General features: G+C 67.7%; 12 protein-coding genes, 1 tRNA gene and 1 pseudogene. 6 read left to right on the top strand and 8 right to left on the bottom strand.

What is annotated here, in order from left to right; translation table 11 throughout:
• Window positions 1-30 precede the first annotated feature (30 nt).
• A complete protein-coding gene (locus GGQ89_RS01245; protein ID WP_184103449.1) occupies window positions 31-1125 on the bottom strand; it encodes a Gfo/Idh/MocA family protein in 1095 nt (364 codons plus the stop codon).
• Between the two features lie 103 nt (window positions 1126-1228).
• Entirely contained in the window at window positions 1229-1735 is a 507-nt protein-coding gene (locus GGQ89_RS01240) for a hypothetical protein (RefSeq protein WP_184103446.1), read from the bottom strand.
• A gap of 258 nt (window positions 1736-1993) precedes the next feature.
• On the opposite strand from GGQ89_RS01240, the pseudogene GGQ89_RS01235 reads away from it, so the two are divergent.
• A pseudogene (locus GGQ89_RS01235) lies at window positions 1994-2473 on the top strand (PilZ domain-containing protein); the annotation flags it as partial.
• 13 nt (window positions 2474-2486) lie between these two features.
• On the opposite strand, the gene ygfZ reads toward GGQ89_RS01235, so the two are convergent.
• The gene (gene ygfZ, locus GGQ89_RS01230) at window positions 2487-3248 is read right to left on the bottom strand and encodes a CAF17-like 4Fe-4S cluster assembly/insertion protein YgfZ (RefSeq protein ID WP_184103443.1); all 762 of its coding nucleotides are present in this window, start codon (window positions 3246-3248) and stop codon (window positions 2487-2489) included.
• A 47-nt stretch (window positions 3249-3295) separates the two neighbouring features.
• Between ygfZ and GGQ89_RS01225 the strand changes: the two genes are divergently transcribed.
• Window positions 3296-4615 (top strand): dihydroorotase, encoded by a 1320-nt coding sequence (locus GGQ89_RS01225; RefSeq protein ID WP_184103440.1) that lies wholly within the window; start codon window positions 3296-3298, stop codon window positions 4613-4615.
• The gene (locus tag GGQ89_RS01220; protein ID WP_184103437.1) at window positions 4612-5013 is read left to right on the top strand and encodes a hypothetical protein; all 402 of its coding nucleotides are present in this window, start codon (window positions 4612-4614) and stop codon (window positions 5011-5013) included. The genes GGQ89_RS01225 and GGQ89_RS01220 overlap by 4 nt, the downstream gene beginning before the upstream one ends.
• Before the next feature lie 128 nt (window positions 5014-5141).
• Here the strand turns inward: GGQ89_RS01220 and GGQ89_RS01215 are convergent, their stop codons facing one another.
• Complete coding sequence (locus tag GGQ89_RS01215; protein ID WP_056430973.1) at window positions 5142-5906, bottom strand: DUF1134 domain-containing protein; 765 nt, start codon at window positions 5904-5906, stop codon at window positions 5142-5144.
• A 165-nt stretch (window positions 5907-6071) separates the two neighbouring features.
• On the opposite strand from GGQ89_RS01215, the gene GGQ89_RS01210 reads away from it, so the two are divergent.
• Both GGQ89_RS01210 and GGQ89_RS01205 read left to right on the top strand, forming a co-directional pair.
• Window positions 6072-6161: transfer RNA gene (locus tag GGQ89_RS01210), tRNA-Ser, on the top strand.
• A 101-nt stretch (window positions 6162-6262) separates the two neighbouring features.
• Entirely contained in the window at window positions 6263-6973 is a 711-nt protein-coding gene (locus GGQ89_RS01205) for a VIT1/CCC1 transporter family protein (RefSeq protein ID WP_184103434.1), read from the top strand.
• Window positions 6974-7015: 42 nt separating this feature from the next.
• Here GGQ89_RS01205 and GGQ89_RS01200 read toward each other — a convergent pair whose 3' ends face one another.
• From GGQ89_RS01200 to GGQ89_RS01190, 3 genes are all read right to left on the bottom strand, one after another.
• Entirely contained in the window at window positions 7016-7606 is a 591-nt protein-coding gene (locus tag GGQ89_RS01200) for an NADPH-dependent FMN reductase (RefSeq protein ID WP_184103431.1), read from the bottom strand.
• A 62-nt stretch (window positions 7607-7668) separates the two neighbouring features.
• Window positions 7669-9252 carry a Na+/H+ antiporter gene (locus GGQ89_RS01195; protein ID WP_206362782.1) on the bottom strand — a complete coding sequence of 528 codons (1584 nt, stop codon included), beginning with the start codon at window positions 9250-9252 and terminating at the stop codon, window positions 7669-7671.
• A 195-nt stretch (window positions 9253-9447) separates the two neighbouring features.
• Window positions 9448-11547 (bottom strand): DUF3857 domain-containing protein, encoded by a 2100-nt coding sequence (locus GGQ89_RS01190; RefSeq protein WP_240456560.1) that lies wholly within the window; start codon window positions 11545-11547, stop codon window positions 9448-9450.
• Between the two features lie 143 nt (window positions 11548-11690).
• On the opposite strand from GGQ89_RS01190, the gene pncB reads away from it, so the two are divergent.
• Entirely contained in the window at window positions 11691-12995 is a 1305-nt protein-coding gene (pncB, locus tag GGQ89_RS01185) for a nicotinate phosphoribosyltransferase (protein WP_184103428.1), read from the top strand.
• Between the two features lie 268 nt (window positions 12996-13263).
• Here the strand turns inward: pncB and GGQ89_RS01180 are convergent, their stop codons facing one another.
• On the bottom strand, window positions 13264-14391 hold the full coding sequence (locus GGQ89_RS01180) for an OmpA family protein (RefSeq protein ID WP_076717867.1): 1128 nt from the start codon (window positions 14389-14391) through the stop codon (window positions 13264-13266).
• Window positions 14392-14428: the final 37 nt, after the last annotated feature.

Genomic DNA, 14428 nt, shown 5'->3' with positions numbered 1-14428 from the left:
AAAATCCGCCGTACCGCCCCGTGACGACGGTCAGGCCAGGGTGATGCGCCGCCCCTCCCGCGCCGAGCGATAGATGGCCTCGATCACCCGCATATCTGCCAACCCCTCCTCGCCGGGCACCAGCGGATCGGTGCCGTTGGCGATGCACTCGGCGAAATGGTCGAGCTGTCCGGCATGCTGGCCCTTGCCTGCGGGCACCTGCTGCTCCTCGGTCCGGCCGTTGCGGCGGACCCACATCTTCTGCCCCTCATAAGAGGTGGCGGGCTCCAGCTCGATCCAGCCATCGGTGCCCGACACGCGGTACATATTGTGGTTGGAGCTGTAGCTCGACACGCAGGTCGCCTCGATGCCCGATGGAAAGCGCAGCAGGAAGCTGATCCGGTCCTCGACGGTGCGGAAACGCGGATCGCTGCGGTCGGTGGATTCGATCGCGCTGACCTCGACGGGCTCCTCCCCGGTCAGATAGCGGGTGGCGTTCAGGCTGTAGATGCCGATGTCCATCAGCGAGCCGCCGCCCGACAGCTTGCGGTCCAGCCGCCACTGGTTGGGCTGCGCGTTGAAGCCATGGTCGGCGGTGATGATCCGCGTTGGCCCGACGAAACCTTTTCGCGCCATGTCGATCGCCAGCCGGTTGTGCGGCTCGAACCGCGAGCGATATCCGATCATCAGCTTGCGCCCCGCCGCCCGGCACGCCGCGATCATCGTGCGGCATTCCGCGACCGAGATCGCCATCGGCTTTTCGCACATGACATGCTTGCCCGCCTTGGCCGCGCGCACCGTATATTCGGCGTGCATGGAATTGGGCAGGATCACATAGACGATGTCGACATCCGGATTGTCGCGGATGCGGTCGAAATCGGCATAGGAATAACGGTGGCTCTCGGGCACGCCATATTTTTCGCCGAAGCGCGCCAGCTTTTCCGGCGTACCGCTGACCAGCGCGACCAGCCGCGACTGCTCGCATTCGGCGAATTTCGACATGATCAGCTCGGCATAGCGGCCCAGCCCGACAATGGCGTACCCCGCCTTGCGCCCGCGCGGCGCGGCGCAGGCCCCGCCCCCCGCCGCCAGGGCCAGCCCCGCCCCCAGCCCCGCTATGATGGTCCGACGATCGGCGTCCCGCATGATGCTCTCCCATGTTCGCCAGGCATGTTCGCCTGTTCGATCAGAGGGTTATCATGAACGACGAAGACCTGTCATGGTAATCCTCTCTCGCCGGGAGGGAGGATCAGTCGCGCATTCTCTGTGCCTCGACGATCCGGGCGTCGCTGCCCAGCGTATAGAGATAGGTCTTTCGCTGCTCCGAGCCGGGGCGGTAGCGACGCAATATGCGCGCCTGTTCGCGGGTCAAGGCGAAGCGGACATAGCCCGACCGGACGAGGCACTGGTCGACTTCGGATTGCAGTTGCGACTGCAGGGCATCGACCTGCCGGTCCGGCGCATAGGCGCGCCGCAACAGCATCTGGCGCGTACTGATGTCGAATATGTCGTCGGTCGGGACGACCGGGGGGACGTTCGCTTCGCGATCCAACACGGCAGCGCCGCGTACATAGCGTTTCGCCGCCGTGTCCCCGGCCACGTCGCGCCGGGCCGCTTTCAACATACAGGCGCGGCTGCCACCGTCGAAAGCCTCCCGCGAAGCGCCGGGCCTGCCCCAGCTATAGGGCTGGGGGGTTGCGGCCAAGGCGGCTGACGACACGCACAACAGGGCAAGCGCAAGACCGATCTTCGGCATGACCTCTCCTCGGTTTCTCTACCCCGAGGCTAACCGAAAAGGGCGGGCGCGTCATGCCTTTCCGATTCCTCCCGACACGGGACATGCCACGGCCGAGACAGCTGTCCACGCCGTCACGCCCGGCGCAACATACATTAGTGAAAACCGATTCATCCTTTCTTTCCCTCTGCCCACTATGGACAAGGGCTTGGTCGAATTTGGAGCAGGGAAACTGCCATGGGGCGGTCCGGACCGGGCTATTAGAATCGCGAAGCGCGCCGACAGGTTCTGATTCCCTGTCGGATCAAGTCCGTCCGCGGCTGGGGGGATGCGTGCATCCACAATATCTCGTCGCGGGGCATGATGATCGCCTGTGACGATCCCCTCGCGCCGGGCGAATATCTGGACCTGCGGCGCGGCCGTCAGGTGGTGATCGGCCGGGTCGTCTGGCGGCGCGACCGATTCTCGGGCGTCCGTACGCAGGATGTCATCAGCGCCGATGCGCTGGTCAACGAGCCCCGCCTCGAAGCGCGGCCGACCGGCACGCGTCGCAGCGAGGACCGCTCCACCCTGCGCCACACCATGGCCGGGGAGATCGACGCCGCCCGGCGCATGGAGCGCAGCCGCTCATTGTCGCAGGCGATGCAATTCGGTGCGCTCGGCCTTTTCGGGCTGGTTGCCGCCGCGACCATCGCGATTCAGGTCGGCCATATGCTGGCCGCCCCGGCCGCGCAGATCACCCAGGCCCTGTCCCGATAATCCGAAGGGCCGGTCAGTCCTGATCGGCCTGCAACGCAGCCGCCAGCCAGTCGGGGCGGATCGCGTCGCCCAGCGACTCGACGCGGCGATGCTCGACCATCAGGCCCAGTTCCGGATAGGTCGCGCGGGTCCGGTCGCCTGCCTCGCCCAGGGGAGCGACGACCAGCCGCCGATTGACCTTCGAGCGGTGGTGCATCCGCGCCGTATTCTCCTGCCCGACATAACAGCCCTTGGTGAAGCTGACGCCGTTCAGCTCGCGCGCATTGCACTCCAGCCAGAGCGTCTCGCCCGATCCCAGCTCGCCGACACCCTCGGTCACCCCCAGCGACAGCCGGTGCGCGGTCCAGCCGCTTGCGGCTTCCCCCGCCGGGGCCAGCCAGCGATGGCCCAGTTCGGGCAGGCGCGGATCATGGGGGCGTCCCTCGGCACTGCGGCTCCAATGGACGGCCAATCCCTCGACCGAATCGATCGTGATCGCGCGGCGCAGGCGGTACATGCCCAGCCGCCTTGCCAGCGCCTCGACCTGCGACGCCTCCGCATCGACCAGCACCGCCTCGCCCTCGGCCCATAGGAGGAAGTCGAACAGCGCCTTGCCCTGCGGCGTGAGCAGCGCGGCCCAGCGCGGGGCATCCGGCGTCAGGCCCACGACATCCTGCGTCACCAGCCCCTGCAGGAAACCGCGCACATCCTCGCCCGCGATGCGGATCAGGCGACGGTCGGAAAGGGTCGTTGCGGAGGTCGTCGCGGGAATGGCTGTTGGGGTGGCATCGGTCATGACCGCAAGGTAGGAGGGCCTGACCCTATGCGAAAGGCCCGTTTGCCATGACCTTCGACCTGCTTCTCTCCGGCGGCACCGTCCACACCCCCGGCGGCCCCGTCCGCGCCGATGTCGGCGTGCGCGATGGCCGGATCGTGGCGATCGGGGCAAAAGGCGATGCGGGCCGGGTGATCGACTGCACCGGCCTCGACATCCTGCCCGGCGTGATCGACAGCCAGGTGCATTTCCGCGAACCCGGCCTGATGCACAAGGAAGACCTGGCCAGCGGCAGCCGCGCGGCGGTGATGGGCGGCGTCACCGCCGTGTTCGAAATGCCCAACACCAAGCCGAATACCGATTCGGCCGAGGCGATCACCGACAAGCTGACCCGCGCCAGGACGATGTTCTGCGACCATGCCTTTTACGTGGGTGCGACCAACCACAATGCCCGCGACCTGGCCGAACTGGAACGGATGCCGGGCACGGCGGGCGTCAAGATCTTCATGGGTGCCTCGACCGGCGACCTGCTGGTGTCCGAGGATGCGCGGTTGGCCGAAGTGCTCGCCTCGGGCCATCGCCGCGTCGCGATCCATGCCGAGGACGAAGACCGGATGAACGCCCGCACCGATGAGCGGATCGAGGGCGACCCGTCGTCGCACCCGGTCTGGCGCGACGACGAGAGCGCGCTGCTCGCCACCCGTCGCATCCTTCGCCTGGCGCGCGAGGCGAATCGCCGTATCCACATCCTGCACGTCACCACGCCCGCCGAGCTGGAATATATCGCGCAGCACAAGGACATCGCGACCTGCGAAGTCACGCCGCAGCACCTGACGCTGGCGGGCGAGGAAGCCTATCCGCGCCTCGGCACGCTGGCGCAGATGAACCCGCCGATCCGCTCGGGCGCGCATCGCGACGGGCTGTGGCACTGGCTGAACCAGGGCGTGCCCGACGTGATCGGCTCGGACCATGCGCCGCACACGCTGGAGGAAAAGGCCAAGCCCTATCCGGGCAGCCCGAGCGGGATGCCGGGCGTGCAGACTTTGCTGCCGCTGCTGCTCGACCATGCCGCGAACGGCCGCCTGTCGCTTCAGCGCGTGATCGAACTGACCAGCGCGGGCGCGCAGCGCATCTTCGGCATCGTCGGCAAGGGGCGGATCGCGGCGGGCTACGACGCCGACTTCACCATCGTCGACCTGAAGAAGCGCTGGACCATCGAGGATCGGTGGCTCCAGTCCAAGTGCGGCTGGTCGCCCTTCACCGGCATGGAACTGACCGGCAAGCCGATCGGCACCATCGTGCGCGGCCAGGTGGCGATGTGGGAAGACCAGCTCGCCGATGCGCCGACCGGCCAGCCGATCCGCTTCGAGGCGGTCGATTTCGGATGAGCGAGAGCCGGTGGGTGCGGGACATCCGGGTCTATTGCCCGGTCGCACCCGCCACGCTGGCGGCGCTGATGGCGGGCCATCCGGCGGCGGTGGAGGACGATCCCACCGCCGCCGCGCTGCTGGCGATCCTGCGCACAGCCCCGCTCGGCGATTTCGGGCAATATCGCGAAGTGGTCGAGCTGGCGCTCGGCTATGAGGGGTTCCGGCCGGGCGTGGGCGCAGTGCCGACCCTGGGCGCGGTCGGTGCGGCGAGCTGGTCGCCGACCGTCATCCTGACCGCGATCCATGATGCGGAGGCGGATGTGGAGGCGCTGGCGGACGCCCTGCTCGCCGCGCATCCCTGGGACGTGCCGGTGATGGCCGTCAGCGAGCCTTATCGGTTGCTGGTGCGGGGATAGGGTCGAGCGTGGGCTTCGACTTCACTCAGCCTGAACGGCCGTTGTAAAAGCCTGGCCACACTACCCCACCACCGTTCAGCCTGAGCGAAGTCGAAGGCCAAGGGAATCCCCCGGCCCTCAAGACCCGATCAGAACGGCAACCACCGCGCCTTGTGCGTGAAGTTCATATACCCGACATTGACGCCCGCGCGCCAACCGACGCCCAGCCGCACCGGGATCAGCACGACATTGCCGCGCCGCAAATAGGTCGCGGCGAACCCGCCGACGAAATACAGCCGCCCCTCGGCCGCCGGGAAGCGGTGGAACAGTTCCTCGGTGTCGTAGAGGTTGTAGACCAGCACGAACACCTTGTTCGCATCGCCGCCGATATCGAAGCCCAGCGACGGCCCGGTCCAATAGACCGGCATCTGCCCCTCGACCTTGTGGGTCATCACGCCCGAGCCATAGCGCAGGCCGACGACGAACGCGCCCGACGCCTCGCGCCCGGCGATATAGGCGTTGGGCCGCCCCTGTTCGCGCAGGATACGCTCGATGATGCCCGCCAGCCCCTCGGCGCCCTGTCCGAACACACCCTCACCCGCCGCCAGCAGGTCGTCACGCTCGAACGTATCGGCGGCCTGCGTGGTCTGGGCCGCGCGCGAATCGGGGGTGCCAGGCGTGGTCGTGACCGGCGGTTGCTGGGCGGGCGGGGTCGACTGGACCGGCGGATCATAGTCCTGCGGCGGTGCGCTCTGCTGGGGTGCGGGGCGCGAAGGCTGGGTGCCGAGGTCGCTGTCGATGCCCTGATTGGGGTCGATCGTGCGGACCTGCGCCGCAACCGGCGCGGTGGCGACCATGGCCAGGCCAGCCAGCAGGGACAGACGCCATGACAGGCCCAGACAGACGATACGCATGAATTCTCAACTCCCCCGGCGAACCGATAGGCCACGTTAACCAGCCCGCAGCTTGCGGCGCAATGAATGACGAAATGAGGATTAGTCGATTTTCCTGATAAAATCCCGCCCAGACCCGGTTGATTGCCTCCACCGGGCCCGCTATAGCCGCACCTCGCCGCAGCCGGAGACGTGGGTGAGTGGCTGAAACCAACGCTTTGCTAAAGCGTCGTACGGGAAACCGTACCGAGGGTTCGAATCCCTCCGTCTCCGCCATATTGCGCCGCCGCTTCCCGACATTCCATCGACCGCCCGGACGAGCCCCCGCCACAGGCGCGCCCCGGATCCTGCGCGTCCGGCATGCCTGAGGACATCCCATGAGCCAGACCACCATTCACGCCATGGGCGAACAGCATCTGGTTCATCGCACGGGCTGGCTTCGCGCCGCCGTGCTGGGGGCCAATGACGGCATCATCTCGGTCTCCAGCCTGATCGTCGGCGTCGCGGCCGCGCCGGGTGCGACGGCGGGCGCCGTGCTGGTGGCCGGGATCGCCGCTCTGGTCGGCGGCGCGCTGTCGATGGCGGCGGGGGAATATGTCTCGGTCAGTTCGCAGGCCGATACCGAGCAGGCCGATCTGGCGCGCGAGGCGGCGGAGTTGGTCCGTGCGCCGCTGGCCGAAACGCGCGAACTGGCCGCGATCTACGAACAGCGCGGGGTCGAGGCGGGGCTGGCGCGGCAGGTGGCCGAACAGATGATGGCGCATGACGCGCTGGGCGCGCATCGCCGTGACGAACTGGGGCTGGCCGATGACGGCGGCTCCGACCCGCTCCAGGCGGCACTGTTTTCGGCGGGGGCGTTCAGCGGGGGCGCGATCCTGCCCGTACTGGCCGCCGCGCTGTCACCCCGAGCCTGGGTCCTCTATCTGACACCCGCGACGGCGCTGGTCCTGCTGGCGGTGCTGGGCGCGCTCGGCGCGAAAGCGGGCGGCGCGCCGGTCGGGCGCGGCATGGCGCGCGTGGTCCTGCTGGGCGCGCTGGCGATGGGCGTGACCGCGCTGATCGGGACGCTGACCGGCACGGTGATCTGACGATAGTATAGAAGCTTTCGCCCCCTTCAGGGGAGGGGAAGTTCAGTAAGGCGGGGCGACCTTCGCCCGCTGTTCCCGCGCCGCCTGGGTCCACCAGGCGAGATCGTCGGCGAAGCGCGGAAAGCTGCGCGACAGCGCGGCCCCGCCATCGCCGGTCGGCTGCCCCCCGGCATCCAGCGTCTGGCCGATGCCGCCGACGGTCAGCGTGCTGGACACCACGACCATCCCCATTTCGCTCAGCGTGCCATGCCAGGCGACGCTGGCATGCGCGCCCGCCAGCCGTCCGGCCGAATAGCTGGCGATGGCGGCGGGGCGCCAATACCATTCCTCAAGGAAGTGATCGGTGAGGTTCTTCAGCCCCGGCTGCTGCCCCCAATTATATTCGCCGGTCACGAAGACGAAGGCATCGGCGGCGCGGATCTTGGCGGCGAGCGTCTCCATCGCCTCGGGCGCTTCACCGGCCGAATATTCCTTGTACATCCGGTCCAGCATGGGTAGCCCGACCGCCTTGGCGTCGATCAACTCCGGTTCGGCACCGCGTTCGCGGAAGGATCGGACCAGATAATCGGCCAGCCGGATGCCCTGCCGATCGGAACGGTAGGAACCGTAGAAGATCAGGATATGGTCGGCCATCAGATGTCTCCTCAAGGTCTGCCCTCCCGCACAACGCGAGGTGGCCCAGCGGCGATCCGGCCTCACCCCTTGGCGGCGGTGGCGGCCAGTTCCTCCAGATCCAGGTCATGTTCCAGATCGTGCAGCGTCTCGTCGTCGATCTCGCCAGCGCGGTGCAGGCGGACCAGTTCGGCGCGGCCCGCCGTGACGGCGGCGATGATGACGTCGAAATGGCTCGTGATCGCGGCCGTGAGTTCCTCGGCGCTGCCCTCGAAATTCTGCCCGGCCGTCGCACGCGCCTGGTAACGGCGCAGCAATTGCGGGTGGATCAGCTGCCCGTCATCGTCATGCGCCTCGCGCTCCACGGCGACCAGCTGGACGCGGAACATCGCCGCCTCCGCCGCGTGAAGGTTGAGCGGGGGATGCGAGGCGGGATCCTCGCGCGGTGCGGCCCGCCGGATCACCCAGCCCAGCGACGTGCCCTGCACCAGCACGGTGACGAGGATGACGACGAAGGCCGTCACCAGCATCAGGTCGCGCGCGGGCATCTGTTCGGGCAGCGACAGCGCGACCGCCAGCGTCACGACGCCGCGCATGCCCGCCCAGCTCATCACCAGCGCGGCGCGCCCTCCCAGCGGCCGGGCGATCCGCCAACCGACGCGGCGCAGGCCCGCCACGACCGCATCGACCCCGAATATCCACACGAACCGCGCGACGATCACCGCCGCCACGATGACCAGCACCGGCAGGCCCATGGTATCGATCACCACCGCCGGATCGCCGACCCGCTCCGACAGGCCGCGCAGTGACAGGCCGATCAGGGTGAACACCGCCGCTTCAAGCAGGAAGACCAGCACCTGCCAAAAGGCGAGCGCCCGGATGCGCACGCTCGCGCTGAACACGACATGCTGGTACCAGCCGCAGGTTAGCCCCGCCGTGACCACCGCGATCACGCCCGAGACATGGAGCAGCTCGCCCGCGATATAGGCGCTCCAGCAGACCAGCAGCGTCAGCGCGATCATCAGCGTATCGTCGCCGAGCCGCCGGAGCAGCAGGACCCAGGCCGCGCCGATCGCCGCACCGACCGCGATCCCGCCCAGTACCAGCAGGAAGAAGCTGCCCACCGCCGCGCCCAGGCTGAATCCGCCGGTCAGGACGGCGGCGACGGCGAAGCGGAACAGCACCAGCCCGGCAGCATCGTTGAGCAGGCTCTCGCCCTCCAGCAGGGTCGACAGCCGTCGCGGCAGGCGCACGCGCTGCAACACCGCGCGTGCCGACACCGCATCGGGCGGCGACAGGATCGCGCCCAGCGCGACACAGGCGGCCCAGGGCAGCGCGGGCAGCAGCAGCTTGGTCACGACCGCGACGATGGCGGTGGTGAAGAACACCGCACCGACCGCCAGCGACAATATCCCGACCATGTGCCGTCGAAACGGCGCGATCGCGGTGAACCACGCTCCGTCCATCAACAGCGGCGGCAGGAAGAGGACCAGCACCAACTCGGGATCGATGGTGATCCCCGGCAGGCCGGGCATGAAGGCGATCGCCCCGCCCCCGACGATCAGCGCGGCGGCGGGCGGCAGCGACAGCCGATGCGCCAGATAATGCAGCCCGACCACCGCCAGGAACATGGCGATGATCAGCTCGAAACCTTCCGCCGGATGCACCGCCCTGCTCTCCCCCCGCTGCGACGATCAAGGGAAAGCGCAGAAAGGGCGCAAAATCAACAAGCTTGGCCGTTTCCTCACCCTTGCAGGATACCCCCGACGACCCCCCCACCATCCCGGCGAAGGCCGGGGTGGTGCATGCTCTGGAGCGACGGCCCGACATTCGCAGGGGGATTCTTGCAGGGCAGGATCGTTTCACACCCCCTTGGCGGTCGACATGCACGGCGCGGGATCGGCGATCCAGTCATGGTCGTAGCTGGCGGGCACCGTCTCGCCCTGGCCGACGCCGGGCTTCGTCCCCTTCGGCGCATAGAAGATCCAGGCCATGCTGTTGTCGAAGGCGTCGATCCGGCCATTGTCGCGCGCCGCCATGGCGGCATCGATCTCGGGCTGTTCGACGCGCGAGCCCCGGACCATGCGGATGGTGCCGTCGCGCATCTCCCAGGCGCGGCGGTAATGGCGGCCGAACATCATCGTGTCGAAGCTGGGCTTGGACGACCATTGCTTCGCGTCGGTGCCTGTGGGCAGGCGGACGGTGGTGACGTGGCAGCTATATTCGGGCTTGGAATAGAAGGGCACGCCCTGCGGCTGATCGGCGCTGCGCACGCGGCGATCGGGCGGGCTGAAGCCGCCGCCGGGCAGTGCGAGGGAGCGGCCACCGTAATCATCCTTGTCCCAGTCGACCGTGCCGGTGCCTGCGATCGTCAGGATGCTCGCCTGCGCCTTCTGGTCGTAACGCCACTGCACGCTGTCGATCGCCTGCCAGAAATCGCCGGTCAGTTGCTGGCGAAAGGCGTCGAGCATCTGCCCCGGCGTCACCGCCGAGAACTGCACCTGCTGCTGAAGCCCGGCGACGCCGCGCGTGATCGTGGTGGAGGTGATCCTGGCGGGCTTGTCGAACCCGGCCCGCGTGTCGATGTCGTACAGCGTCGTCTCATCCGGCACGTCGGGCAGCGGCCGGTTCAGCTTTTCCAGCGCCTCGCCGCGCGTGGTCAGCGGCAAGACCCATTGCACCGGAAAGACCGGCCGCGCGGCGGGCGGCACGACGGCGGGCATCGTTCCGTCCAGCCAATAGGTTGCGCCGTCGATATGCGCACGGACCAGCACATGGTCGAACAGTTGCGGGCCCGACAGACGCTGGTCGAACCCGTCATCGGCGGCGTTGGAATTGACGAGCACCGCCTCTGCCTCGATCCCCAGTTCGCGGAGCAGGGCCAGCAGCAGCGCGGTCTTGCCCTTGCAGTCGCCATAGCGCCGCTGCCACGTCTCGTCGGCCGAGGCGGGGGTCAGGTTACCGCCGTTCAGCCCGACATAGATGTAGCGGACATCCTGCTGGACCAGCTTCAGCGCGGCGGCCGCCCGGTCGAGCGGCTTGGGCGCAGCCGCAGCGATCCGCGCCGCTTCCTGGCGCAGCGGGGAATTGGGCGCGAGGGTCGCCGCCTTGGTATAGAGCGGGGCGAAGTGGCGGGACACCGAGGGCCAGTCGGCGAAATCGCTATATTCGACGATGCGCTGCCACTGGTAACGCGGCGGCGCATCCTTGGGCGGGGTCAGCGTCGCGGGATTGTCGAAGTGGAAGTCGACGCCCTGGTCCTGCGTCTTCAGCGCGGCGGTCATGTCCGGGCTGATCTTCAGCTGCGGCTTGTGCCCGGCCTCCCAGTTCAGCCCCAGATGATAGCGACCGGGCGCCGGGCTGGCGGCCAGCACCAGCAGGCCCGATGCCTTGCCGCCCATGGTCGGGTCCTTGGCAAAGGTCGTCCATTCGACCTCCAGCTCGTCGCCGACGCGCAGGTCGGGCACGCGCAGCACGGCGGTCAGCGTGCCGTCGAGCATCGCCTCTTCCAGCTTGCCCTCGCGGCGCAGCACCTCGAACGCGGCGGCCTTCATCGCGTCGATCGTCTGGCCGTCGCGGATGACATGGATGCCATGGACGATCGGCGGCCCCGCCGCCGGGTCCCAGGCGATGGCGATATTGCCGATCTGCAGGGCGTTGGATTGCAGGATCTTGATGCGATAGCCCATATATTGGGCCTGCCCCTGGTCGGTGATGTGCGCCACGACATCCTGTCGGCGCATGAAGACCGGGCCGCCGACATCGCTGGGCACCGCCAGCGGTTCGGACCGCGTGACCCAGGCGGGGACCGGCCCCGTTTGCGGGCCGCGCTCGGCCGCTACGGGCCGCCCCGCCTGTTTCGCCGCCTGCTTTTCCGCATTCTGGGCCCCGGCGCCCCCCGCCGCCAAGACCGACACCAGCGCCCACACCGGCGCGATCGCCATTACGCCACGCAACCTCATAGTCCCCCCATCCTCCCCGGATGGCCGCCATAGTGGCCAAAAGAGCGGCGGGCGCAAGCCGCGCCATGCTTGCCCCTGTCCGGGCGATGGTGCATCGCCCGGGTCCCACGGCTGAGTTTGGCCGAAGATCTGGGGGAGCGTCCATGCCCGTCACCGACATCGCCACCCGCGTCTATAATCACGGCTGGCGGCTCGACCCGGTCGTGCGCAGCCTGCTGGATACCGATTTCTACAAACTGCTGATGCTGCAGATGATCCGGCGGCTTCATCCGGAGGTGACGGCGACCTTCTCGCTCATCAACCGCAGCAAGCATGTCCGGCTGGCCGAAGTGATCGACGAAGCCGAACTGCGCGAACAGCTCGACCATGCGCGCTCGCTCCGGTTCGGCAAGAAGGAGCTGATCTGGCTGGCGGGCAACAGCTTCTACGGCAAGCAACGCATGTTCTCGCCCGAGTTCCTCGACTGGCTCGCCCGCTTCCAGCTGCCCGATTACGAGCTGCGCACCGTCGACGGGCAGTTCGAGCTGCATTTCGACGGCCCCTGGGCCGAGACGACGATGTGGGAAATCCCGGCACTCGCCATCGTCAACGAATTGCGCTCGCGCGCCGCACTGAAGGGCAAGGGGCGGTTCGAACTCGACATCCTCTATGCCCGCGCCAAGGCCAAGCTGTGGGACAAGGTGGAGCGGCTGCGCGACCTGCCCGACCTCGTTCTCTCCGATTTCGGTACGCGGCGGCGGCACGGTTTCCTGTGGCAGCGCTGGTGCGTCGAGGCGCTGAAGGAAGGGCTCGGGGACCGGTTCATCGGCTCGTCCAACGTGCTGCTGGCGATGGACAATGACCTGGAGGCGATCGGCACCAACGCGCACGAGCTGCCGATGGTCATGGCCGCTCTCGCCCCCGACGATGCGGGGGTGGCGGCGGCGCCGTACCGGGTGCTGGAGGAGTGGCAGGCGCTGTATGACGGCAACCTGCTGATCGCGCTGCCCGATGCGTTCGGGACCACCGCCTTCTTGCGCAACGCGCCCGACTGGCTGGCCGACTGGACGGGCTTTCGCCCCGACTCCATGCCGCCGATCGAGGGGGGCGAGCAGATCATCGCCTGGTGGCAGGCGCATGGCCGCGACCCGCGCCGCAAGCTGCTGATCTTTTCGGACGGCATGGATGTCGACAGTATCGAGGCGACCTATCGCCATTTCCATGGCCGGGTGCGGATGAGCTTCGGCTGGGGCACCAACCTGACCAACGACTTCCGCGACTGCGATCCGGCGGGCGCGGCGGGGCTGGAGCCGATTTCGCTGGTGGCCAAGGCCATTAGCGCGGATGGGAATCCGGCGGTCAAGCTGTCCGACAATCCCGCCAAGGCGACCGGCGATCCGGCCGAAATCAAACGCTATCTGCGCATCTTCGGCGAGGATGGGCGCCGCGCCAAGGCGGTCCGGGTGTGACGGGATAGCCGTTGCTGGCAGGGGCAGTTCGCCGGATTGTCACGCCGGGATTGATCAGCATTCGTAACGCCGCCTCTCCCCTCACTTTAGAGGGGGGTCGGCGGAGCCTGCCGGAGTAGCTGGCTAGCGCAGCCCGAGTAAGGGGTCGACCGAGCATCGGGCTAGCAAGCGTCGCTAACCCTCTCCCCCTCGCATTGCGGACAAGAAAAAAGGAGGCCGGCTTTCGCCGACCTCCCTCTTTTCGCAATCAACCTTGGTTGAGCGTGGCTTACTGGCCAGCGCCCGGACCGTAGGTGATCTCGACGCGACGGTTCTGGACCTCGCGGACGCCGTCGGCGGTCTGAACGCGCAGCTTGTCGCGCTGTTCGCCGAAGGCTTCCGTGGCGATCGAGCCATCGGGGATCGAATGCGAGGTCATGTACGCCTTCACCGCGTCGGCACGACGCTGCGACAGACCCATGTTGTACTTCGGCGTACCCGACGTGTCGGTGAAGCCTGCAACCATCACGCGGGCATTGCCGCAGCTCTGGTACTGGGTGATCGCGTTGTCGAGGATCGACGCTGCTTCCGGGGTGATGTCCGACTTGTTCCACTCGAAGAACACGATGAACGGACCCGGCGAGCACGGCACGGCCTCGGGAGCCGGCGGCGGGGGCGGCGGGGGAGGAGGCGGCGGGGGCGGCGGGGGCGGCGGCGGAGGCGGCGGAGCAGCCGGCTCACCGAAGTTGTACGCCACGCCACCCAGCAGCGAGTGCGACCGGAAACGGCCGTCATGCGTGTTGTTGGCGACGTCGACCAGCTTAACGTTCTCGGCGTTGAAGAAGCGATACTTCAGCGTCGCGTCGATGTGGTCGGTCAGCGGTGCACGGATGCCCGCCAGAGCCTGCCACGCGAACACGGTGTCCGAGTCGTTCAGGAAGTCAGCGCGGTTATTGAGAGCGTAGTTCGCCTTGACGCGAGCCACACCGACACCGCCACCGACGAAGCCCTGGATGCCGTCGTCAGCACCGAAGTCGAGCAAGCCGTTCAGCATGAAGCTGAGCGCCGAGGTCGAACCACCGGCATAGCTGTAGCTGCCAGCCGGAACGGTGCCAGCACCGATGCCGGTGTTGGTCAGCGTGGTCGAGCTGAAGCCGTCAACCGTTGCGCGACGATAGCCGACTTCGGTTTCCAGACGGAAACCACCGAAGTCGTAACCCATCACGCCGTCAACGTCGTAACCATAGTCATGGTCGACGGTCGCAACGCCGGTGCGCGTGCCGGTGACATCATAATCGATGTCTTCGACGATCATCCCGCCGCCTTCGATGCCGACGTACCACGACTTGTCGCGGGCGAGGGCAGGCGAAGCCAGAGCGGTGGAGGCGAGTGCCAGAACAATGGCAAGCTTCCGCATCATAGTCCCCTTTCTTGGTTGTCACTACGGACAGCGC

This window comes from Sphingomonas yabuuchiae (genome assembly GCF_014199595.1).
Classification (GTDB): Bacteria; Pseudomonadota; Alphaproteobacteria; order Sphingomonadales; family Sphingomonadaceae; genus Sphingomonas; species Sphingomonas yabuuchiae.
This window is presented reverse-complemented; position numbering and strand designations above follow the sequence as displayed.

Bases quoted from the DNA above. Each gene is read 5' to 3' on its own strand.
- GGQ89_RS01200 (WP_184103431.1), bottom strand. From the start codon at position 7,606: ATGGCCGACCATATCCTGATCTTCTACGGTTCCTACCGTTCCGATCGG.
- ygfZ (WP_184103443.1), bottom strand. From the start codon at position 3,248: ATGACCGATGCCACCCCAACAGCCATTCCCGCGACGACCTCCGCAACG.
- GGQ89_RS01180 (WP_076717867.1), bottom strand. From the start codon at position 14,391: ATGCGGAAGCTTGCCATTGTTCTGGCACTCGCCTCCACCGCTCTGGCT.
- GGQ89_RS01245 (WP_184103449.1), bottom strand. From the start codon at position 1,125: ATGCGGGACGCCGATCGTCGGACCATCATAGCGGGGCTGGGGGCGGGG.
- pncB (WP_184103428.1), top strand. From the start codon at position 11,691: ATGCCCGTCACCGACATCGCCACCCGCGTCTATAATCACGGCTGGCGG.
- GGQ89_RS01220 (WP_184103437.1), top strand. From the start codon at position 4,612: ATGAGCGAGAGCCGGTGGGTGCGGGACATCCGGGTCTATTGCCCGGTC.
- GGQ89_RS01205 (WP_184103434.1), top strand. From the start codon at position 6,263: ATGAGCCAGACCACCATTCACGCCATGGGCGAACAGCATCTGGTTCAT.
- GGQ89_RS01240 (WP_184103446.1), bottom strand. From the start codon at position 1,735: ATGCCGAAGATCGGTCTTGCGCTTGCCCTGTTGTGCGTGTCGTCAGCC.
- GGQ89_RS01190 (WP_240456560.1), bottom strand. From the start codon at position 11,547: ATGAGGTTGCGTGGCGTAATGGCGATCGCGCCGGTGTGGGCGCTGGTG.
- GGQ89_RS01215 (WP_056430973.1), bottom strand. From the start codon at position 5,906: ATGCGTATCGTCTGTCTGGGCCTGTCATGGCGTCTGTCCCTGCTGGCT.
- GGQ89_RS01225 (WP_184103440.1), top strand. From the start codon at position 3,296: ATGACCTTCGACCTGCTTCTCTCCGGCGGCACCGTCCACACCCCCGGC.